Here is a 20,218-nt window from a genome sequence, read left to right as displayed (position 1 = left end):
CTGCGCGCTCATTACAATGAGGCGGTTATGAAATGCTCTCTAGTAACGTTGATTTCGGCTGTCGGCGACCAAACAAACTCTGTGGTCACCTGAATCGCTGACAGGGATAACAGCAAAACCGTCAATGAAACGTCTAGCCCTCTGGGATGCCGAACCTATGTTGCTACACCACCGGCTATTGAGATCAATGCATTGGATACTTGTTGGAACCGTCCTATGCGTGGGTAATACGGGACTGATCGTCGCGGATGAACGTCAATTGGAATTTGACGTTCGAGAGGTCATGGTCCCGATGTCGGACGGGATCGAGCTGTCGACGACGGTCTATCAGCCGAGAGAGATTGGGCCATTTCCGGTGATCGTTGGGCGGACGCCGTACAATCAAGACGGGCTAAAAGCCGAGGCTCTTAAGTTTTGTCGTCACGGTTACGCGTTTGTTGCTCAGGACCTGCGCGGACGATTCAAATCTAAGGGACATCATTCGATTATTTTTCACAATGACGGTTGGAATGAACCCCATGACGGTCATGACACGCTTAAGTGGATTGCTCGACAGCCCTGGTGCAACGGAATGATTGGCAGCACAGGCGGGTCAGCGCTGGGGGTGACTCAGAACATGGCGGCCCCCGGAGCTCCCGCCGCACTGAAAGCTCAGCATGTCGCCGTTGCGTTCTCGGACATGTATCTTCAGGCCGCCTATCAAGGGGGCGCATTCAGGACCGGTTTGCTGGAAAATTGGTTAAAAGCAACCGGTATGACGGACGTGAATTTGGAGACGTTCGTGGCACATCCGCGGTATGACGCGTTCTGGACCGAACTCAATGCCGAACCGCAGGCGGAACGTGTGAACGCACCCGCGGTTTTCTTTGGTGGATGGTATGACATCTTTCTGCAAGGCACGATCAATTCATTTACGACAATTCAATCGCGTGGCGGGCCTACGGTGCGGGGCCATTGTCGGCTGGTGATTGCGCCAGTTGGGCACGGGAGCATGATGGAGCTGAAGTATCCTGATACCGCGCGAAAGGGACCTCGCTGCGCTGATAATCTGACGTGGTTCGACGCAATTCTGAAAGGCCAAAACAATGGTGTCGGAACAGAGAAGCCGGTCCACTATTACGTCATGGGCGATCCAACCGACGCGAATGCTCCAGGCAACTATTGGCGAAACGTTGAGTCCTGGCCACCAGATGCAACCGAAACGAGCTACTACCTGCATTCGGATGGAACATTGTCGACTTCACGCCCGACCGCAATCCATGTCCGTTCTTACAAGTACGACCCGGCGCATCCGGTTCCCACGATTGGAGGAGCAGAGCTTGGGGCAAACATTGGTCCGCGGGATCAACGGCCAGTTGAATCGCGATCCGACGTTCTGGTCTTTACGACTGATGCTCTCGACGCACCCCTGGAAGTGACCGGCAGAATTCGCGCGCGCTTGTTCGTTTCATCAGATTGTCCCGACACCGACTTCACGGTGAAGTTGACCGACGTGTATCCCGATGGAAGGTCGATGCTCGTGACGGATGGAATCATGCGGACGAGGTTTCGTGCCTCGTTCGAGAACGAAGAATTGTTAGAACCAGGACAAATTGCCGAAATTCCGGTCGATTTATGGAGTACGTCTTTGGTGTTCAACAAGGGACATCGTCTGCGGATTGCCGTTTCGTCTTCGAACGCACCGCGATTCGATCCGAATCCGAATACGGGACATGGATTTCGTGCCGATCACGAGTCTCGTGTCGCGACGAATTCATTGCATCTGTCAGAGAAGCATCCGACTCAAATCATTCTGCCAATTGCCCGTGATTTGGACGGCGTGAGAAAGTAGTGTCCGTGTTCGCCATGAAACGTTGTCAAGCCGCGCTCAGGGCCTCACACGAACACGAATCTACAGGGGTTCTGCGTAGAATGCGGTGATGCGCGAAGATTTCCTGGATTGGCGAAGTCGGTAAATTGCACCCGTCCGGAAAACTGGTCCTAGCCGACAAATTGATTCTGTCCGGAAAAATCGCTACGTCCGATACATGGGTGACTGGTGGATTGTCGAAATCAGAGGAGAGTGAATCTCGTACCGGAGTAGTCCTGGTGTTTTGAACACGATTCACCACCTGTCCGCGTGGTTTCCACAGACTGCTTTCTGTTTGCGGTCAATGTTTGCGCTTGACGTCACTTGTTGCGGATGCGAAATGTTCCGTGTCGGACTGAGACTGCTGTTTGCCGGATTGCTGGTGCAAGGTCTATTGCTCGCCAGCATTTCCGCGTTTGAGACAGAGTCTGACTGGAGCTCATTCGAGCAGGAATCAGAGGACTCTGACGAAGAGTTCTCGGAAAGTTCTGACGACCCGCAGTTTATTCAGCCAGCCCTGCAGGTGGAGTCTGTTTTTGCGGAGGACGAGAACACGGATTTCAGTCACGATTTGTCGGTGCCAAAGCGGGGATTTCGGTTCTGGAAAAAGCATCGCTTCCTGCAACAGGTCAGCCAAGAAGTGCCGCTGAGCCCCACGCCAATCGATGGGAGCTTCATGCCGGGTGAGATTGAGCAACTTCCCATGGACATGGAGCATCCACCGCTGCAATTCGGTGACACACCGTGTGATTCTTGTGAACCTGTTTTTGGCATCATCAAGCAGAACTGCTGTCACGAAGTCGAGAACTGGAGCCCGGTCGCCCAGTTTTTTGGGATCGGCCGAAATCGTTCTGCGAATGTTTGTTCTGATGTCGGGATCGGCCACGAGCGAGTTGTCTTTGCGCCCTTCGAAATCGATGCGTCTCAACCGACAAACTTCACGATGGTTCGTTGGGATTCGGGTTTTGGACTGCAAACCCCCAGTCGCTCGGAGTACTTCTGGAGCAAGCCGGGCAAAGGGCCCACGACGCTCTCCAACTCCATCAATTATCAAGAATTGCGATTTATCACTGAAGCGGGAAGCAGTGTGTTCTCGGTCCAGACCGAAATCCCCGTGCGATTTATTGATGATCCAAATGGGAACTCGGCGAGTGGCATCGGCGACATGAAGATCGCGACCAAGGCGCGTTTGATTAACGGCAAACGATGGCAGGTCACGCAGATCTTTCGGACTTACATCAACATCGGATCCGCAAAGACAGGTGCAGGCGCCGGACATCTCTCATTGGAACCAGGTCTTCTGACGCGGTACGAGATCAATCCGAGTACCTATGTTCATGGTCAGGTCAAGCTGTGGATTCCAATTGCTGCCGACGTTGATTTTGCCAGCAACGTCCTGAACTACGGGGTGGGGATCAGCCATGTGCTGTACGAAACGAACAACTTCGCGGTCATTCCGGATCTGGAACTGGTGAATTACGGCTTTCTCGGTGGCCAAAAGACGGTCAATGGACTGAGCGTAAGTGCTTCTGGCGAGACGGCCATCAATCTGGTTCAAGGCGTCCGCTTCGTCATTGGCCCCAAGGGCGACTTGGGGCTTTTTGAATTCGGCATCAGCAACACAATCGGGATGGGCAATCAGTACGTTAACGATATGGTGCGACTCGACTTCAAGTTTACGTATTGACCGCGTGGCCTTAATCGAACTTCCGTCTGCATGGCGCCATCGATCGCGCCCTTGATGGACTGGCTACGAATGAACGTAACGCAGCCTAGACGATGCGATATCTTCGAATTCGGACACCGCATCAATCGTCGTTTGGAACTATCGTCTGATAGGGCGATGGTCCGTCGCGATCTTCATCTTCGTCTGACTTGTCGAAGTCTTTGAATCGCTCAGACAAGGCCTTCAGGATATCGTCTGCAACGAGGGTCTGTCGTGCATCGTTCTGTGATTCGTCACGACGTTTGATTGTCGACGGCTCGCGAGTGGGCTTTGCCGTCGGTGGCGGCTCGACGTTTGTCGGCAAGAGAAATTCCGGCGGCCTGCTTGTTTGCTGAATGATGTCAGCGGCTCGTTCGGGTAATCGAGCCGTTTTCGGTGCTGTCGGCTCGACTATTGGAACTGACTCGATCGCCTGAACCGGCTCGACAATTCGAGCCGGTTGGACGAATTCAGTGGTGTCGGGCGCGTGGTCTTCAATCAACTCGGAAATCGAACCTAGAATGTCTTCCGGTTCGTTGCGATCCGCTTCTGAAGGAACTCCAGAAACGGATCGCACTTTCCGTGGCGCTTTGGTGATGTACTTCGAGGTGTCCTCGTGGCGAAACCACGTCCAAAATTTCCACCACATCGTTCACGACTCCTATTCGATCCGAAACTCGAAATCGCCGTCCGCGACTGACATCGCAATGCGGCTAAGTTGTTTGTTCTCAACCAATCCGCGCAAGTATTCCTTACTGATTCGCGGCAGCACCGTATTCGAGAGGATTGCGTCGATCATTCGTCCACCGCTTTCCAACTCGGTACATCGGCTGACAATCAGCTTGATGACGTCATCGTCATAGGTAAATGGAATGCTGTGGTTGGCGGCAATCCGCTTTTGGATCCGGCCCAGTTGCAGCCGGGCAATGTTCGAAATCATTTCGTTGCTAAGCGGATAGTAGGGGATCACCATCAATCGCCCTAGCAATGCGGCCGGAAAAACCTTCAGCAACGGTTGACGCAAGGATTTGGCGATGTCGGCGACCCCGGGCATCAGTTCGGGATCTTTGCACAGATTCATGATCAGATCACTGCCAACGTTCGATGTCAGCAGGATCAATGTGTTCTTGAAGTCGATCTGTCGGCCTTCGCCGTCTTCCATGATTCCTTTGTCGAAGACCTGGAAGAAGATTTCGTGGACATCAGCATGTGCTTTTTCGACTTCGTCCAAAAGCACCACGCTGTATGGCTTACGACGGACGGCTTCGGTCAATCGTCCACCTTCACCGTATCCGACATATCCGGGAGGAGCTCCCTTTAGCGTTGAGACGGTATGTGCTTCCTGGAATTCACTCATATTGATCGTGATCAGATTCTGCTCGCCTCCGTAGAGTGATTCTGCCAATGCCAGTGCCGTTTCGGTTTTGCCGACACCGCTGGGACCGCACAGCATGAACACGCCGATCGGACGGCTGGGGTTGTCCATCTTGGCGCGTGATGTCTGAATTCGATCGGCAATCAGATCGAGCGAGTGTTTTTGACCAATCACACGTTGATTCAAGGTGTCTGCGAGCTTCAGCACGGTTTCGACTTCATCGCGGACCATGCGTCCGACAGGAATTCCGGTCCAGTCGCCGACGACCGATGCGACAGCCTGTTCGTCGACGCTCGGCAGGATCAATGGCGATTCACCCTGCATTGTGGACAGCTTCGTTTGAAGTTCCGTCAACTGGGCCAGCAATTGCGTGCGTTCGGCGTCATTGGCCGCCTGGTCTGTCGGAGGCGCTTCGACGGAGCCTGTCTTTTGCCGCAACTTATCTCGCAATGCAAGGATTTGATCGACGAGTTCTTTTTCTGCATTCCATCGCTCCTCAAGCGAAGTCCGGCGTGCGTGGGCTTCTTCGAGTTGTTTGCGTGCGGTTGCTTCCCGCGCGGCGGTGTCGATGCCCACATCCTTCTCGCGCTGAATGATTTCCAGTTCGGTGTCGAGTGACTCGATTTTCTTGCGACAGTCATCGAGCTCGGCAGGGACAGCGTGATGACTGACGGCCACGCGAGCGCAAGAGGTGTCGAGCAGGCTGACGGATTTGTCCGGCAGTTGTCGTGCTGGGATGTAGCGATGAGACAAACGAACCGCTGCCTTAACGGCTTCATCGAGAATTTGCACGCGGTGATGTTTTTCTAACGCGGAAACGATTCCACGCATCATCAGAATCGCCTTCTCTTCATCGGGTTCGTCTACCTGGACGACCTGAAAGCGTCGCGTGAGCGCCGGATCTTTCTCGATGTGTTTTTTGTATTCGGCCCATGTCGTGGCGGCGATGGTTCGTAACGTGCCACGTGCCAAAGCGGGCTTGAGCAGGTTCGCGGCATCTCCCGTCCCGGCTGCTCCGCCGGCGCCGATGAGCGTATGGGCTTCATCGATGAAGAGAATGATCGGTTTGGGCGAACTCTGGACTTCCTCGATGACCTGGCGAAGTCGGTTTTCAAACTCCCCTTTCATGCTGGCGCCGGCCTGAAGTAAGCCGATGTCGAGCGATCGAAGTGACACGTCACGGAGTGGTGGGGGAACATCACCCGCCGCGATCCGCATCGCGAAGCCTTCGACGACGGCCGTTTTTCCGACGCCGGCTTCACCGGTGAGGATCGGATTGTTCTGACGCCGACGCATCAGGATATCGACAATCTGGCGAATTTCGTCGTCGCGGCCAACCACACGATCAATTTCGCCTTTGCGAGCTCGCTCCGTCAGATCGACCGAGAATCGATTCAGCGCTTCTTGTTTACCCATCTGGGCTGGCGGGACGGCGCCACTGGCTTCGCCTGGTGCGGCACCAGATTGAAATCCGTCTGTGGCACGTAGCGCGTCTTCGGGTGAGCCGCTGACGATCTTGGCGAAACTGTCCTGCAGCGTTTCCAGCTTGATCTTCGAAAACTCTTTCGAAATCGAGAGCAGCGCGTTGCGAAGGTTGGTTGTTTTCAGGATGCCAACGATCAGGTGTCCGGTTCGGACCTGTGATTCACCAAACATCAGTGAACCGAACACCCATCCGCGTTCGACTGCTTCTTCGATGTGCGAGGAAATATCCGAGATGGACGACGCGCCGCGTGGCAGGCGATCGAGCGCTTCGGTGATGTCTTTAGCCAGGACGGCAGAATCAAGATTGAAGTGCTTGATGATGCGATGGATATCCGAATCCTGTGCCTGGACGAGTTGCGACAGCCAATGCACGAGCTCAACGTAGGGGTTTCCGCGAAGTTTGCAGAAGACCGTCGCCCCCTCGATTGCTTTGTATCCGACACTATTCAGCTTGCCAAAAAGCGCGACACGACTGATTTCGCTCATGAATCATCCATTCTACGCGTGCGGAAAAGAAAACGTGGTGACGTCTGGAAGAAGTTAATTCGAGGTCGTTTTCGATTTGTGATTTGGCACCGGGCTGACAACGAGATCATCGGCATCTCGTTCGCCCGGACGATTTGACAGCCAGGCTGTCCGTCGCAATTGACCGGATCGCCCCAACTGCAATCCGGGACGTTCGCGTTTTTCTAAAACAAGTTGAAGATCCCATTCAAGTTCATCGCCGACGTAGTTCCTGACGAGGTCGACGAGCTTCCGCATCGAATCACCGCCGGGCAACAAACGTTGATAGTCCTTGAGCTTCAAGGGGCCGATGATGATTCGGAATTTGTACTGGCATTCCCAGACGCGGCGTCCAAGCACCGCGCCACAGGAAAGTTTTCCGCTGGAGGGCGAATGAGCCAACTGCGTACGGCACGAGTCGGGAAGCTCCATCCAGTGACTCTCAAAGTCTTTCACTTCAACGTGCACATCAAAAAAATCGGCAAGTAGTGCACAAAGGCCGTCAGCGTGTCGCGTTTGTGAGGCCAGCGTTCCAGCGTGATATCGTTTGGCCATGTCGGAGATGGTGTCGCGATTTTGAAACGCTGGAGAACCGATCCCGAATATCGAACCGACATATTGGGCGAACCGATCGGATTCAGGCCTGTCCAGATGCACCGTCGGCTGAGCGTCTGCCCATGCGCGATAAAACAACGAGAGCAACCGATGATGGAAAATGTCTAAGAACCGGGCCGAAGTGGGGTCGTCGCTGTTTCGAATGCGGTCGCGGATAAACTCGGTGATATGCAGGGGCATTGGCCCATTCGGACCGAGCAATCCAAAAAACTGGGCGAACAATCGTGCGGGATGGCCGTTCTTGCCAGGGCGGAACTCCGACAATGAGCTTGGCGCAAAGTCGAGAAACGGATCTTGTGACAATCGGATTGGATCATCAGATGGACGTGCTGATTTTCCAACGACGGGACGATCACGATACAACACCGCCAGGCGACGGATCGCTTGAAAGAAGCCAAATTTGTACGGCGTTTCCTTTAACGCTTGTTCAAGCGCTAAATCCTGTGTCGCCGACCGATCCTCAGCGGCCATCGAGCGATTTCTCCTCGGTCCAAAGTTTTTAAGGCCGTTTCCGTAAACGAATTCAGCGAAACATATCTCGCAAAAAACTCTTCCAGGACGCTTCCCAAGAGAAACGCTCCCGAACCATCGAAGGCCGTTTCATCGAACGTCAGCGTCACTTCGACCCCGCGTCCGTATGCAATCGGGCCTGGGGTGGGAATGCGGCGGACAACGGGGCGTGAGGAAACGGTCTGAACACCCTCAATCTGCTTCATGGTGGCCGGTTCGCTGCTATTCGCGTAGAGCGAGAGGAGTTCTCGTAGTGCGGCAGCTCCGACCTTTTCGTCGGTGTCGACCAACGACAAGTAGTTCAGCGAGAGGTGATTGATCAATCGCCAGCTCAGTTCTCCCGATGAGAATGTAGGCGATGGGGTGGGCCGCGTGGGACCGCTCAGGATGCGAACGGATTGGACCGGCGCGCTTGCGACCAATGTGAAGTCGGTGTTCGCCCGACCGACGGGCATATGCAACGGCAGGTCGCGATTCGTACAAAGGGCTTCGATGGCCAATTGCCGAAAGCCATTCCGAAACGGCCCTTCTCGTCCATCGACCAGAGAGACAAAAAGTTCATTGCCAACATAACTAGACCGCGTTCCGACGCGCTGTTGCCGAGACGAAGTGACACGCGGGACGCGATGCGTTGCGTAGTATGCCTGATGATCGCCAGATCGAGACAAGTCGTTGAAGGAATAGAAAGGGAAGAATTCCTGTTCGTTCTCACCCCCCTGCCCGTAACCCACGGCTCTCGTTAGCGAATAAACCTCGTAGTCGAGCGGTCGAGTACGATCGGGAACGACATGGAACTCTTCGTGTTCATCCGACAGATGAATGCGATCGACGCGTTTGGGAAACAGATTTGCAGCGGGCGTACAATAGAGCGAAAAATCCTGTGCCGCGACGACATTCTCCAGGCCGCGTTCCTGGCGGTTGAACAGAACCAGGATGTCGAGCTGAGTCCCTGTGCATTTCTTGACCGCTTCGGATAAACCGTTTACTTCGACAAACATGTATCGGTCAGGAAACGCAAAGTACTCGTCAAGAACGCGATAGCCTTGAAATGAACGGTTTGACTGCGGCAGCAGTGACTGCTCGTTTTCGAATCCGAGGCGGCGTATATGTGAGGCGTCAAGGACCTTCTGGACTCCCGAGCCTCGCTGGGGCGGGCGAACGATGACGGCGATTGAATTCGCCAGAAGTTGTTCATAGAGGCGATGACGTCGATGGTCCTGTCCGTGCAGATAAATCGGCAGGCTGTCGAGGGCAAGCTGATCGAAGGTCAAGCCCGCCGTTGTTCGAAGACGCAGTCGCAAGCCCGCTTTGACACCTTTCAGGTCGGGTAGGTCCAGCATCGCTTCGTCACGGGTAAAGTACTCGGCCTTTTCGAGTTCCATGGGCCAAAGCGTCACCGGATGCGCCGTGCGAAACTCGCAGGCGGTCTGATCACCTTTTCCGAGCACACTTCGCAGAATTGTCTGACGCGGCAGGACAAAGCCCTTATCCAGACTTCCTTCGGTTAAGTCGGGCTGAAATCGGACAACAGCCATTGATGGCGTAGGAGCCAGATAGTGTGGATACACCATCTCGAGCATATGCTGCGTGAACTTCGGGAATTCCGCATCCTGTTTGAGCTGCACGCGTGCCGTCAGAAAGGCGACACCTTCCAACAGCCGTTCGACGAAGGGGTCGGAGACCTCGAACCCATCCATTCCGAGCCGACCTGCAACCTTGGGGAACTCTGCGGCAAATTCTCCACCCATTTCTCGCAGGAATTGCAATTCCCGTTCGTAGTAACGGAGGAGACGAGGGTCCATTCCACAACTTTCTTAGCCGTACAATCTGTCGCGAGATGTCAGTGAATATCTACGACGTGGATCTGGCCCGTTTCGAGGTCGACTTCTGTTTTCATATAGATTCGCAGCGGCACCGGCTCGGCCCAAAGATCGGCTTCGATGCCGATGGTAACCGCATGTCGTGACATGGCCGATTCCGAGGCCCGCACGGTGACTTTCAGTGTTTCGCGAACCAAACGTGGTTCATAGTTCCAAAGTGTCTGACGCAGAAGTCTCTCTAATTCCGCATGTTTGACGCTCGACGCGGTCTTTCCCGTCAAATCGATGAATCCATAATTCAAGACCGATTTTGCGACGCGAGGATAAGGGGCTAGCTCATCCAGAGGATAGAAACAGGTCGTGTTCATCAACCAGGCGATATCGCGCAGGACTCCTTCACGCAATTTATTCATCGACAGAACGCGTTTGTCACGCGATTCTTGTCTCACATGTGGTTCGTCGTCGATAAGCCGATCAAGCAGCGATGGCTGAAGCTTTTCTTGAGTTGTCAGTTCCGCCATGGTGTCGGGATACTCGCAGGTCAATGATCTGGCCGCAGACGTTCACATGCACGTCGAAATTGCCTGTCAGGCATTGGCTGCATCGACTGGCGTATTAAATGTGATTTGACGTACGTCCATCAGCGCGAAATCTCCAGCATCGGTTGCGAACATGCGTTGACCCAGTCCGACGTAATAGTCGTTGCCACAATCCTGCCAGTCGGTTTTCCGCGCAAGGCGAATTGCATTGTCGGTGCTGCGTTCCGAGCCAGGATATCGCGTGGGAATCACGCCCACCATTTCGCCGCCATTGGCCCAGACGAAATGCGCCGGCATCCAGACAACATCACGCAAGTCTTCCGGTGGCTCGATATCGATCTGTTTGATCCGGTTGAAGGGAATCCAGTAGTAACCGCCGTTGACAACGGCTTCGAGCACGGGCCCAAGTCGCGAATCTGCATCGGCAATCCATTCGAATGATTGGCCGTTGATTGATCCGGTCGTCGCGGGTGCTTCATCGAAGGCGCGGGCCTGTAGGTCAATCGCCTGCGGAAACTCTTGACGAGCGGCATGTCCAAGCGCCTGAATCAACAATGCGATCCAGTTCTCAGGTTCGCCAAGAATCAACGGGGTTCGGGTGCCCGCGAAGACTTGCGAACGCAAAACTTCGCAATCGAGCGCCATGCGGTACATCTGCGCCATGGCGAGCGAAATCGGATCAAGCTCGGCCAGAGTATTGAGCTGTGTCAGGGCTCGATCCCATTCCCCCGTGACCGCGAGCATCTGAAACAGGTACACGCGATGTTTCGGATTGCTGGCATCTTTGCGAATCTGATCCTTCAGTTCGGCGAGTGCCTCGTCCAAACGACCTTCGCGAAGCAATGTCGAGTCTGTCATCGGAATTCATTTCCTGAATGAGCGGGTCTGTCGACAGGACAGCCTGGATGCACTGTGTTGCTGTGGTGAAGGGACCGTTTCACCACGACGGGTTACTTGTATTTTTTCCAGTTCCCAGTCGCATCTTTGGCGTAGCCCAGCATGTAGAACGTGTCGAAGTCGCTGATGTAGTCACTCGCCACATAAAAATACTGGATCCAGGGGTACGACATGTCGTAGCTGGGGAAGTAGAACTCACCGTAGTTCGGGTCGAAAAGGATGACTTCTTTGCCGGCGCAGTAACCAGCCAATGCGTGACCACCTGCATCGCCAAGGATCCCAATTGTCATATACGTTTCGCCCTTGGTATTCAGGTACCGAGAGTCGAACATATTGGCCAAGGCAGAGCCGTTCGCGCCAACGGAGATGGGATTGTCGTTCATTCCCACTCCACGAAGCCCATTGCGACGCTTCAAACCATACAGCTGCAAATACTTGTCCGTCATAAATGTCTGACGGGAAAGGTGATTCTGTCGACTTTTGTATTCTTTTCTCATGGAGCCTTTACGAAACCAGGAACGATTCTTAAACGCTCCCGTCGTTTCTGTTCCATCCATGAAATTCAGCATCAAGTTCGCAACCGCAGATTGCCGCACGTTCAGCGTACCTGGGGTGCAGAGCCAGTTGAAGAGACTGCTTCCATTCGAGTGTTCGACGATCCATTTGGCCGACAGCGCTTTACAAATCCCATCACTCGTCTGGGGCATTGATTCGATCAAAGTCGATGTCGGGGGGACACATTGCGAGTAAGGGATATAGGATCCGCCATACTTCACAGCCGCATCACGAATTTTCTTCGCCGTTTCTGCAAAACCCATGGTCATGGCTCCTGAGATGAGGGCAATCGAAATGGAAGCAAGCGAAATGAAGGGCAGCAAGTCCCCGGCATGACATGGTATTCATGACCGGGGAAAATACTGCCCATCCGAAGTACGCCCTGACGCTGCAGCGATTAGGCCGAAGCGGGCTTACCGGTCGTCAAATCATAACCCTTCGGATCAGCAACCTTCGGATCACCACCGTCGGTGAACTGGGTATACTTCATCACGATCTTGTTGAAGTTAATCGAGATCGATTCGCTTGGTCGATCGCCACCTGAGCTGAGCGACCACCCGCTCAGAATCGGCTTGGTCAATGTGATTCTCCAATACTCCTGTACTGGAGCGTCTTTTCCACCGGTCTGCACCAACGCAATAATGCAGTTGTCGAGGGCATCGCCGTAAGTGGCTTCGGCAAAGAGCAACGTCGAGGTAATATCCGTCATTTTTGTAACAACAACTTCAGAAATCGAAGGAGTTGAGGTATCTCGATCTTTCATACCAACGCCAGCGGACGACACGCCGCGACCGACGCCGAACTGGACCGAGCCAAGCGAAATCCAGCCAACAAAACCTTCGACAATCGAATCACCTGTAATACCGGGCAACATCATTAGCAGCATTGATATCTCCTGTTGGCGAGAGCTCCATTTGGGAGCAAGTTAGAACAGACACACTTAGCGTTACGGGGGCCCGTTAACAGACGCACGATCGCGTCATTTCTTTCCAGATGGCAGTTTCGAGACGAGCCGCAACGAGACGGTGAGTCCCTCAAGTTGATAATGGGGGCGCAGAAAGAATTTCGAAGTGTAGTACCCGGGGTTTCCTTCCACTTCTTCGACGACCACTTCCGCACCGGACAGCGGGCGCATGGCCTTTTCTTCGTCGGTGGCTTTCTCTGGTGCTCGCAGCACGTAGTTGTTGATCCATTTATTCAACCAAGCTTGCATATCGGTCTTCTCTTTGAAAGAGCCGATTTTGTCGCGAACGATGCACTTCAGGTAGTGTGCAAATCGGCACGTAGCAAACAGGTATGGCAAGCGAGCGCCCAAGTTCGCGTTGGCCGTTGCATCGGGATCATCGTACTCTGCTGGATTGTGCAGAGACTGAGCACCGATGAACGCTGCGAAGTCCGTATTCTTCTTGTGAATCAACGGCATAAATCCGTTTGCGGAAAGTTCCGCTTCACGTCGATCGCTGATCGCGACTTCGGTTGGGCATTTCATGTCCACGCCACCGTCATCGGTCGGGAAGGTATGGCATGGCAAACCTTCGACCGCGCCACCGGATTCGATCCCGCGAATTTGCGAGCACCATCCATAGGCTTTGAACGATTGATTGATGTTGGTTGCCATCGAATAGGCGGCATTGGACCACGTGTATTTCGAATGGTCCGCGGCACCCGTGTCTTCTTCAAAATCAAATTCATCGACGGGACTCGATTTCGCACCGTATGGCAGACGCGACAGGACGCGCGGCATCGCAAGTCCGATGTAGCGTGAATCGTCTGATTCGCGAAGCGACTTCCAAGGGGCGTATTCTGGGGTCGAGAAGATCTTCGTCAGATCTCGTGGATTCGCCAGCTCACGCCAGGATTCCATCTGCATCAGGCCGGGCGAAGCACCGGTGATGAACGGACAATGGCAGGCCGCACTCACCTGGGCCATTCCGCTGAGCAGTTCGACGTCTGGGGCGCTGTGGTCAAAGTAGAAATCGCCGACGAGGCAACCAAATGGCTCGCCGCCGAATTGACCGTATTCTTCTTCGTATGTTTTCTTGAAGATCGGGCTTTGATCCCAGGCCGTCCCCTTGAACTTCTTGAGGGTCTTCCCCAATTCGTTCTTGGAGATGTTCATGACGCGGATCTTGAGCATCTCGTCAGTTTCGGTGTGCGTCACCAAGTGATGCAGGCCACGCCAGGCCCCTTCGAGCTTTTGGAACTGCTCGTTGTGAATCACGAGGTTGATTTGTTCCGTCAGCTTCTTGTCGATTTCGGCAATGATCGACGAAATGCTCTTCAGCACGTCGTCGGAAATCAAAGCGGTATTGGCCAATGCTTGTTCGGCCAAAGTCCGAACCGCGTTGGAAACGGCTTCTTGTGCCTTGTCGGTCTTGGGCTTGAATTCTTTGTTCAGCAACTGTGAAAATTCACTGAATTCCACGGCGCCGCCAGCGGACTGCTGGGCAAGTTGTTCTTCACTCATGGGTTGGCCTCCTAGGTGGCTGGGGTTTCAGGCTTGGGGGCGGACGCGAGGGATTGCAGCAGAGCGGGATCCTTCAAGACTTTCGCAATCAAGTCTTCCGCACCGGTCTTCCCATCCATGTAGGTCATCAAGTTTGCGAGTTGCTGCCGCGACTCGAGCAACTGGCGCAGTGGTTCGACCTTGCGAGCAATCGCACCTGGCGAAAAGTCATCCATCGATTCGAAGGTCAAGTCGACCATCAGATTGCCCTCGCCTGTCAATGAATTCGGAACGGCGAAGGCCGCACGTGGCTTCATTGCTTTGAGGCGGTCGTCGAAGTTGTCGACATCGATTTCCAAATACTTTCGATCGGCGACGGGACCGAGCGGTTCAGCGGGATTTCCGCTCAAGTCGGCGAGCACACCCATGACGAAGGGGATTTGAACCTTCTTCTCGGCGCCGTAAACTTCGACGTCATACTCAATCTGCACGCGTGGCGCTCGATTGCGTCCGATGAATTTCTGACTGCTTTGCTTGGCCATCACGGGTTCCTTCAGGGAAAACGGGAAAGTCTGCTGATCAATTCAACTAAGATTCTTTACGTCCACCGATTGCCTGTGCCTGTTTCATCGCCTCGGGAATGACCTCGTTGATGATTTCCAGGAAGCTCGCCGAAACAAGTCGTTTGCAGCGGTCGAGCAACAGCGGCAGCGGACTGGACGGTTCACATTTTGCGTAATAGTCGCAAATCTTCTCGATGGCCATGACGACGTCATCCCGCGAAGTAATCTCGCCGGCGAGACGTTGAGGAGCATTTGCCACGACCACGCCTTCAACCCCACCTTCCGCGGTTGCTTCGGCTGCCGCTGCTGGAGCCTCAAGCGATACGCCGCGTTTCTTCAGTTGTTCGGAGAGGACTTTGTCGGCATCTTTCATAACCGACTTGAGTGGTTCGAAATTGACGCCTGAGCTGGCGCCAACCTTTTCCGCAAACAGCTTTTGGATTTCGGTCAAAGAATCGATCGAGGATTTGATTGCCGACAAGTCGGCGGACAATTCGTCAATCGGGGCATCCAGAAACGCCGCGTTGATTTTCGGCCAATCCGGCGGCTCGATTCCTGCCGGGGCTTTCAATTCTCCATTCGCGATTGCGATGTCCCGCAAACTAAAACGTCCGACTGCGCGAGAACTTACCAGAGGATAAGTCTTCAATGGTCGCAGCGTCGCATCCGCGTCGCACAAGGATTCGAGCGTATTGACCCGCAATGCAGGATCGTTGTCATCATCGGGGTCCAGTTGCGGATGGACTGTCTCCCAATCCTGCTGAACATAACCACGAATCAGCTCGAGCACGGACGCGAAACCCCGCCAGCCAAATTGAGCAAGCTCAACCCTTGCGAGGTGAACGGCCACTCGCAAATCCTTGGTCCGCCCTAAAAGGTCGCGTGCATATTTGCCCACTTCCTTCCAATTGGGTTCTTCAGCGGGAATGACTGTTGCACCGAATTGCTGCTCGGGTTTTCCGACAGACGCCCGTTCCATTTCCCCAAATATGGGATCATATTCCAGATTTTCGCCACTTGGCGAATCCGGGGAAATTGGAGCAAGGTACTTGGAGACGTCAATCATTAAGCGCGCATTCAAAAGGCAGACTGCCCGGAATCAAACTGAATCCAGACCTAAAACAGAAACGCTTACTGATCGCGTCGAATTGATGTGGAACGCGATCCCTCTCGTCCGCAACTGACGCAATGTCGTACGATTCTGTCGTCAAAAGTTCAAGCGAAGGGGCGAAGATATTCACAAACGTCCCTCCTCTCGCGCAGAACTCTATCGGCGATCGCACGCAATCCCCACACGTTTCTGCGCGTACCTTCGACGACGTTTTGCGAATTAAACCTAGGTCGATATTCCCATCGGGGCGGTCAGCATTTTCGAAAAATTGGTACGACTATGCAAAATCGATCACGATTCTGCTTGGTACCCAGAGCATCCGATCAGGCGACTTGAAATGTAGACTGATGTACATTTTCTGTCGTCGATTCGCAACCGACTCGATCATCAAGCCAGATACCGACGAAGAATCATTCCCAATAGGGAAATCACGAGGACGGCGTTCAAGGCAATCGTAATATTCGCCATCCAGGCGTACCGTCGATCTTCGACCAGCGTTTGTTGCGTCCATTCGACGTTTTCGTGCTCATCGAGCAGCTTTTCGACCGCGCCTTTCACAAACGCCTGTCGATCCTTTGTGTCTCCGACGGCGGCGAAGTAGCAACCGCAAAACAGTACCGAAACGTGTGGCACATTGCCTGTTGTGTCATATCCGAAGCCCTTGGCGAGAAGGCTCGCCAGGCGGATCTGGAGGAATGAACGAACTTGGCAAAGCAGTGAGAATAGGTGGCGATTTCCCGGTCGACTGAGGGTGCCCGGTTCTCGAAATAGCGTATAGACCCAGTCTTCAAAACGCCCGCTGATGTGTGCGGCGAGCGATGACAATTCGTCAGAAGACGACGGCGAGCGAACGTCGAAACCCATTCCAAAGCGCTGAACATGGGCGCGTTCGATGCCAATCCTCCGAACAAGTTCGCGGAAGCCGGACTCATGTTCCATTCCGACGATCAATGACATCACCGGGCAGCGAACTTGCAGCGTTTCCTGCATTGCGGTCAGGTCTGATTTCACCAATCGTTCGAATTTCTCAGAGAATTCGCCCTGAATCTTAAAGGCGCTGAATGGCAGCAGGACGAGGATTCCATTGCAGGGGCAAAGCGGCTGGCGGGCACGCTTGATCAATCCGCAAACATAGTTCAAACGAAGTGCCACTTCGGCCGAACTTCTGGAGGTCATTTCGATCTCGTTGTCGTCGGCAGCAGCGGATTTTGGCTGTGGCACTTGTCCGGTTGCCGCGGCCATCGCCTGCGATTCGCGTTTGTTCAGTAGGACAGAAAGCGCACTTAACTGGCTTGTTTCACTCAGGCAAAGAAAAATTCCCCCTGGATGCGCGTACCAGTGCAAGGGAGCCGGACCTTCTGGAACTCCCCGCACACGGAGATTGATCCCCGTGGCCTGCATGAGCGCCTTTTCCTGCTCGTCACTATTCGAGCCCGCCACGATGAAAAGCGGTATTGAATCGAGCGACAGTCCGTGTTCTTCCAGTTCTCGAACGCCGGCATTCCAGGCAAAGTCAATGTCCGGAAATCGCGAGCGATCGCCTTCGAGCCACAGCCGCAACCCTTCGTAGATGAGCCAGGGAAGCAGAAGGACGGATCCAATGACGATAAGCAGTCGGCGATACGTCATTGCGTGCCGCCAGGGGATGTTGTTGGGATCAAGCAGAAACGCGACCCAGACGAACGTCACAAGCAGTACCAGAAAGATGGCCATGGCGGTCGCCCCGCGGGCCGGCAGCGACATTCGTGATGGAATGTCGCGCAGGCGGGCAAAGAGCCCCTTCTTTTTCTCTGGCGCGGCAGGCGAACTCATATTGAACGATCCCTGATGCTCTCGAGTGGTGTCTTAGAGAGCGACTATTCGTCGATGGAAACAGCGAGAGGTGGCTCAGCCAACTCTCTGCATGGCATGGACAACGCTCTGGCGCGGGTTCCTCCATGAGTTCTAAAGCATGACGTAGGCGACCACATTACAAATGATCAGAATCAAGGCGATGACCCAAGACCACATCAACGTTGTTCGCGTTCGTAGTGGCGGGGCACCCACAATTTCTGCGCGGCGATCAGAGAGTTTAGGGCGCCCTTGTCCTAACCGGATCGCCATGACCATCCGACTGGCCCAAGTTTCCAGATCGGGAGGCAGGTTATGGTGTGGTGCCCACGCCGCCGCCATCTCGGGATCACCATAGATCCCGCGAAATCCCAGCACAACGCAGTTGTAGAACACTTCGAGTGCGTCACGCTGCGACGATGTCGATGCTTCTTGTGCGCGAATGTAGAACTGATTGTGGCATAGACGCGTTCCGAACAATTCCACTTCCAGAACGTTGTTGCTCCACCAATCGCGCCCGTTCCACGGCGTGTCCACCAGCATCTCGTCGATCCATGAGACCAGCGCATACTTGGCCAGATTCCATTCGTCCCCAGACCCCAACGTGGCGGACGCGCGGTCAATCAAATTGATCATCGAGAACCGTTCGTTCTCGGGCGAAACGACGCGATCCTGCTCGTGCAGTTTGTCGAGCAATTTCAACACGTGCACAAAGATTGGATCGACGGCTTTGGCGAAGTTCGGTGTCATGATTGGATCGGCACAGCGAAAAGGGCAAATTCCAGCGGCGTACGTCGTCCTCGGACCGTAACGGTCAAATGACGTTCGCCTTGAAGTTGACCGAGATTTTCGATGAGGGAATCCTTCAAACGCATGGCCAAGGTCTGCGTTTCCTCAACGTCCCGAAACGCGGGATTGTCCTTTCGCGGCACTTCATAGAACATCCACTCCTGGCTGGATGGCAGCGCGCGAATGGGGCGATCGACGGGAGAAAGGATTAAACCTTCCGCCCGGCGATTGAACAGAACTTCGACTTGTCGAGCACTTCCGAGCTTCCAGTCGAGCTGTCCCGCCGAGAGTAATTCGCGACATTCCTGGTGCGTCAAGTCACCTTTGTTGACGCCGATGAACCACTGCCAGTCGGAGTTGAACCAGCGGGGTTCCAACGAGACCTGCATCCCCATTCCAACACCGACGAAATAACGCTGCTGGAATTCGTATTCGCGAACGGCATTAATGCTAACTTCGATCTCACGGCGAACGGCGGCAAAGATTCGGGCCAGATCGTCATGATTGTATTTCGGCACATCTTTTGCTTGACGTTCAGGCGAAAAGATTCCCAATTGGCCGACGATTCCGCACAGTTCGAGATAGGCCGTTAGCGGATGGACGCCATTTGCAAAGGCGAGGACCGACAGTCTCGCGTGCGCGGCATTGAGTACCGACAGCATAAAAATTCGATCAAGATCGCCGGGATGACGGCTGTCGAGTCCGATTCCTCGATTGACGAGCTGTCGACTGAGCGTATCAATCTTTTGACCGATCACGTCATAAACTGCGCGAACAATATCCCTTCCAAGTCCCGGCCATGCCGAGATCGACAGCAATGGAGGAAAGTATTCGACATCCAGTTGAGGAACCGCCTCGCCCTCGCCGGCGCGTTTGATTTGAGCGATCGGCAGGACTTCATAGCCCGACAAATCTTGTGTCGACAGCAGGATTCGCACGTTCATGCTGCGAAACTGTACTTCCAGGTCGTTCCCTCCGCTGACTTCGTCCTGCAGCATCAGGGTTGTTTCGGAGTAACGCACTTCTGACGACGACGCGCTCGTGCTGACATTCGCCCGTCCCAGTTTCAGCTTGGGGACGGCCAGATAGACGCGAATCGTCGATTCGCCTTCAAACGCTTCTGCCAGATTTGTCGTTGCCTGATGAAGATCGTTCAAGTCATTCTGGCAGTCGACCCGGTCAGGTTCCTGACCCGGATCGATATTGATGATTGTTCCGTCACGCATTCTCGCACGCAGGGAACGGACTTCAAATTGGCTGTTGGCCAGCGCCTCACGGCTGAAGTCGATCGATTGCAATCCGTAGTAGTAAGGATGATCGAGCTGTTCCGAGGTATGTGCGTGTTCCGTCCAGTACCGATCCGCAGCCTGAAAATGTTGCGGGAGAAGGAACAATCCTTCATACCAATTGACCGGAAGATGTTGCACGTAACTTAATCCTTTACCGGCAGGAACCGACTGGTCTCGAACGACACTTGGTGAAGCCGTCGGTCCCCTGGAATCGACTGTCTGATCTGATTCGCCACACCGTCCGAACCCTGACGCGTGCCGCTGGACGGCGCTTGTCCAATCTGAATGTCTGTAAGACGCTTCATCGTGACCCGAGAAAACCGGATCTTAATCATT

16 protein-coding genes are annotated in these 20,218 nt (G+C 54.1%); 2 read left to right on the top strand and 14 right to left on the bottom strand.

Annotation, left to right across the window (positions count from 1 at the left end; all coding sequences use genetic code 11):
- Window positions 1–187: 187 nt before the first annotated feature.
- Together OSO_RS0122060 and OSO_RS48395 are read left to right on the top strand one after the other, a co-directional pair.
- Window positions 188–1,831 (top strand): CocE/NonD family hydrolase, encoded by a 1,644-nt coding sequence (locus OSO_RS0122060; RefSeq protein WP_050986178.1) that lies wholly within the window; start codon window positions 188–190, stop codon window positions 1,829–1,831.
- Window positions 1,832–2,189: 358 nt separating this feature from the next.
- Window positions 2,190–3,536 carry a hypothetical protein gene (locus OSO_RS48395; RefSeq protein WP_010585291.1) on the top strand — a complete coding sequence of 449 codons (1,347 nt, stop codon included), beginning with the start codon at window positions 2,190–2,192 and terminating at the stop codon, window positions 3,534–3,536.
- 121 nt (window positions 3,537–3,657) lie between these two features.
- On the opposite strand, the gene OSO_RS0122050 is transcribed toward OSO_RS48395, so the two are convergent.
- The 14 genes from OSO_RS0122050 to tssK form a co-directional block, all read right to left on the bottom strand.
- Window positions 3,658–4,203 carry a hypothetical protein gene (locus OSO_RS0122050; RefSeq protein ID WP_010585290.1) on the bottom strand — a complete coding sequence of 182 codons (546 nt, stop codon included), beginning with the start codon at window positions 4,201–4,203 and terminating at the stop codon, window positions 3,658–3,660.
- Window positions 4,204–4,215: 12 nt separating this feature from the next.
- Window positions 4,216–6,900, bottom strand: coding sequence for a type VI secretion system ATPase TssH (tssH, locus tag OSO_RS0122045; RefSeq protein ID WP_010585289.1), 2,685 nt, complete (start codon window positions 6,898–6,900; stop codon window positions 4,216–4,218).
- A 54-nt stretch (window positions 6,901–6,954) separates the two neighbouring features.
- The gene (gene tssG / locus OSO_RS0122040; RefSeq protein ID WP_010585288.1) at window positions 6,955–8,004 is read right to left on the bottom strand and encodes a type VI secretion system baseplate subunit TssG; all 1,050 of its coding nucleotides are present in this window, start codon (window positions 8,002–8,004) and stop codon (window positions 6,955–6,957) included.
- Window positions 7,968–9,845, bottom strand: a complete 1,878-nt coding sequence (gene tssF / locus OSO_RS0122035; RefSeq protein ID WP_010585287.1) for a type VI secretion system baseplate subunit TssF — start codon at window positions 9,843–9,845, stop codon at window positions 7,968–7,970. The genes tssG and tssF overlap by 37 nt, the downstream gene beginning before the upstream one ends.
- A gap of 38 nt (window positions 9,846–9,883) precedes the next feature.
- Window positions 9,884–10,384, bottom strand: coding sequence for a type VI secretion system baseplate subunit TssE (gene tssE, locus OSO_RS0122030; RefSeq protein ID WP_010585286.1), 501 nt, complete (start codon window positions 10,382–10,384; stop codon window positions 9,884–9,886).
- Between the two features lie 66 nt (window positions 10,385–10,450).
- Window positions 10,451–11,260 (bottom strand): type VI secretion system accessory protein TagJ, encoded by an 810-nt coding sequence (locus OSO_RS0122025; protein ID WP_010585285.1) that lies wholly within the window; start codon window positions 11,258–11,260, stop codon window positions 10,451–10,453.
- 92 nt (window positions 11,261–11,352) lie between these two features.
- Window positions 11,353–12,117 (bottom strand): YopT-type cysteine protease domain-containing protein, encoded by a 765-nt coding sequence (locus tag OSO_RS0122020; protein WP_010585284.1) that lies wholly within the window; start codon window positions 12,115–12,117, stop codon window positions 11,353–11,355.
- 134 nt (window positions 12,118–12,251) lie between these two features.
- Window positions 12,252–12,740, bottom strand: a complete 489-nt coding sequence (locus OSO_RS0122015) for an Hcp family type VI secretion system effector (protein WP_010585283.1) — start codon at window positions 12,738–12,740, stop codon at window positions 12,252–12,254.
- A gap of 93 nt (window positions 12,741–12,833) precedes the next feature.
- Window positions 12,834–14,321 (bottom strand): type VI secretion system contractile sheath large subunit, encoded by a 1,488-nt coding sequence (tssC, locus tag OSO_RS0122010; protein WP_010585282.1) that lies wholly within the window; start codon window positions 14,319–14,321, stop codon window positions 12,834–12,836.
- Window positions 14,322–14,332: 11 nt separating this feature from the next.
- Window positions 14,333–14,842: a type VI secretion system contractile sheath small subunit gene (gene tssB / locus OSO_RS0122005; protein WP_029247320.1), complete on the bottom strand. Its 510-nt coding sequence runs from the start codon at window positions 14,840–14,842 to the stop codon at window positions 14,333–14,335.
- Window positions 14,843–14,888: 46 nt separating this feature from the next.
- Window positions 14,889–15,929, bottom strand: a complete 1,041-nt coding sequence (tssA, locus tag OSO_RS0122000; protein WP_010585280.1) for a type VI secretion system protein TssA — start codon at window positions 15,927–15,929, stop codon at window positions 14,889–14,891.
- Window positions 15,930–16,361: 432 nt separating this feature from the next.
- Window positions 16,362–17,786: a type VI secretion protein IcmF/TssM N-terminal domain-containing protein gene (locus tag OSO_RS0121990; RefSeq protein ID WP_010585278.1), complete on the bottom strand. Its 1,425-nt coding sequence runs from the start codon at window positions 17,784–17,786 to the stop codon at window positions 16,362–16,364.
- A 132-nt stretch (window positions 17,787–17,918) separates the two neighbouring features.
- Window positions 17,919–18,554 carry a DotU family type IV/VI secretion system protein gene (locus OSO_RS0121985; RefSeq protein ID WP_010585277.1) on the bottom strand — a complete coding sequence of 212 codons (636 nt, stop codon included), beginning with the start codon at window positions 18,552–18,554 and terminating at the stop codon, window positions 17,919–17,921.
- On the bottom strand, window positions 18,551–20,020 hold the full coding sequence (tssK, locus tag OSO_RS0121980) for a type VI secretion system baseplate subunit TssK (protein ID WP_010585276.1): 1,470 nt from the start codon (window positions 20,018–20,020) through the stop codon (window positions 18,551–18,553). The genes OSO_RS0121985 and tssK overlap by 4 nt, the downstream gene beginning before the upstream one ends.
- Between the last annotated feature and the right edge of the window lie 198 nt (window positions 20,021–20,218).

This window comes from Schlesneria paludicola DSM 18645 (assembly GCF_000255655.1).
Lineage (GTDB): Bacteria > Planctomycetota > Planctomycetia > Planctomycetales > Planctomycetaceae > Schlesneria > Schlesneria paludicola.
The sequence above is the reverse complement of the archived record's forward strand: the minus strand, read 5'-3'. Positions and strand labels throughout refer to the sequence as shown.

Excerpts from the sequence above, each read along its gene's own strand:
- tssA (WP_010585280.1), bottom strand. The coding sequence starts at position 15,929 with ATGATTGACGTCTCCAAGTACCTTGCTCCAATTTCCCCGGATTCGCCA.
- OSO_RS0122015 (WP_010585283.1), bottom strand. The coding sequence starts at position 12,740 with ATGCTGCTAATGATGTTGCCCGGTATTACAGGTGATTCGATTGTCGAA.
- OSO_RS48395 (WP_010585291.1), top strand. The coding sequence starts at position 2,190 with ATGTTCCGTGTCGGACTGAGACTGCTGTTTGCCGGATTGCTGGTGCAA.
- tssB (WP_029247320.1), bottom strand. The coding sequence starts at position 14,842 with ATGGCCAAGCAAAGCAGTCAGAAATTCATCGGACGCAATCGAGCGCCA.
- OSO_RS0122025 (WP_010585285.1), bottom strand. The coding sequence starts at position 11,260 with ATGACAGACTCGACATTGCTTCGCGAAGGTCGTTTGGACGAGGCACTC.
- tssH (WP_010585289.1), bottom strand. The coding sequence starts at position 6,900 with ATGAGCGAAATCAGTCGTGTCGCGCTTTTTGGCAAGCTGAATAGTGTC.
- tssE (WP_010585286.1), bottom strand. The coding sequence starts at position 10,384 with ATGGCGGAACTGACAACTCAAGAAAAGCTTCAGCCATCGCTGCTTGAT.
- tssF (WP_010585287.1), bottom strand. The coding sequence starts at position 9,845 with ATGGACCCTCGTCTCCTCCGTTACTACGAACGGGAATTGCAATTCCTG.
- OSO_RS0121985 (WP_010585277.1), bottom strand. The coding sequence starts at position 18,554 with ATGACACCGAACTTCGCCAAAGCCGTCGATCCAATCTTTGTGCACGTG.
- OSO_RS0122050 (WP_010585290.1), bottom strand. The coding sequence starts at position 4,203 with ATGTGGTGGAAATTTTGGACGTGGTTTCGCCACGAGGACACCTCGAAG.
- OSO_RS0121990 (WP_010585278.1), bottom strand. The coding sequence starts at position 17,786 with ATGAGTTCGCCTGCCGCGCCAGAGAAAAAGAAGGGGCTCTTTGCCCGC.
- tssG (WP_010585288.1), bottom strand. The coding sequence starts at position 8,004 with ATGGCCGCTGAGGATCGGTCGGCGACACAGGATTTAGCGCTTGAACAA.
- OSO_RS0122020 (WP_010585284.1), bottom strand. The coding sequence starts at position 12,117 with ATGGGTTTTGCAGAAACGGCGAAGAAAATTCGTGATGCGGCTGTGAAG.
- OSO_RS0122060 (WP_050986178.1), top strand. The coding sequence starts at position 188 with ATGCATTGGATACTTGTTGGAACCGTCCTATGCGTGGGTAATACGGGA.
- tssC (WP_010585282.1), bottom strand. The coding sequence starts at position 14,321 with ATGAGTGAAGAACAACTTGCCCAGCAGTCCGCTGGCGGCGCCGTGGAA.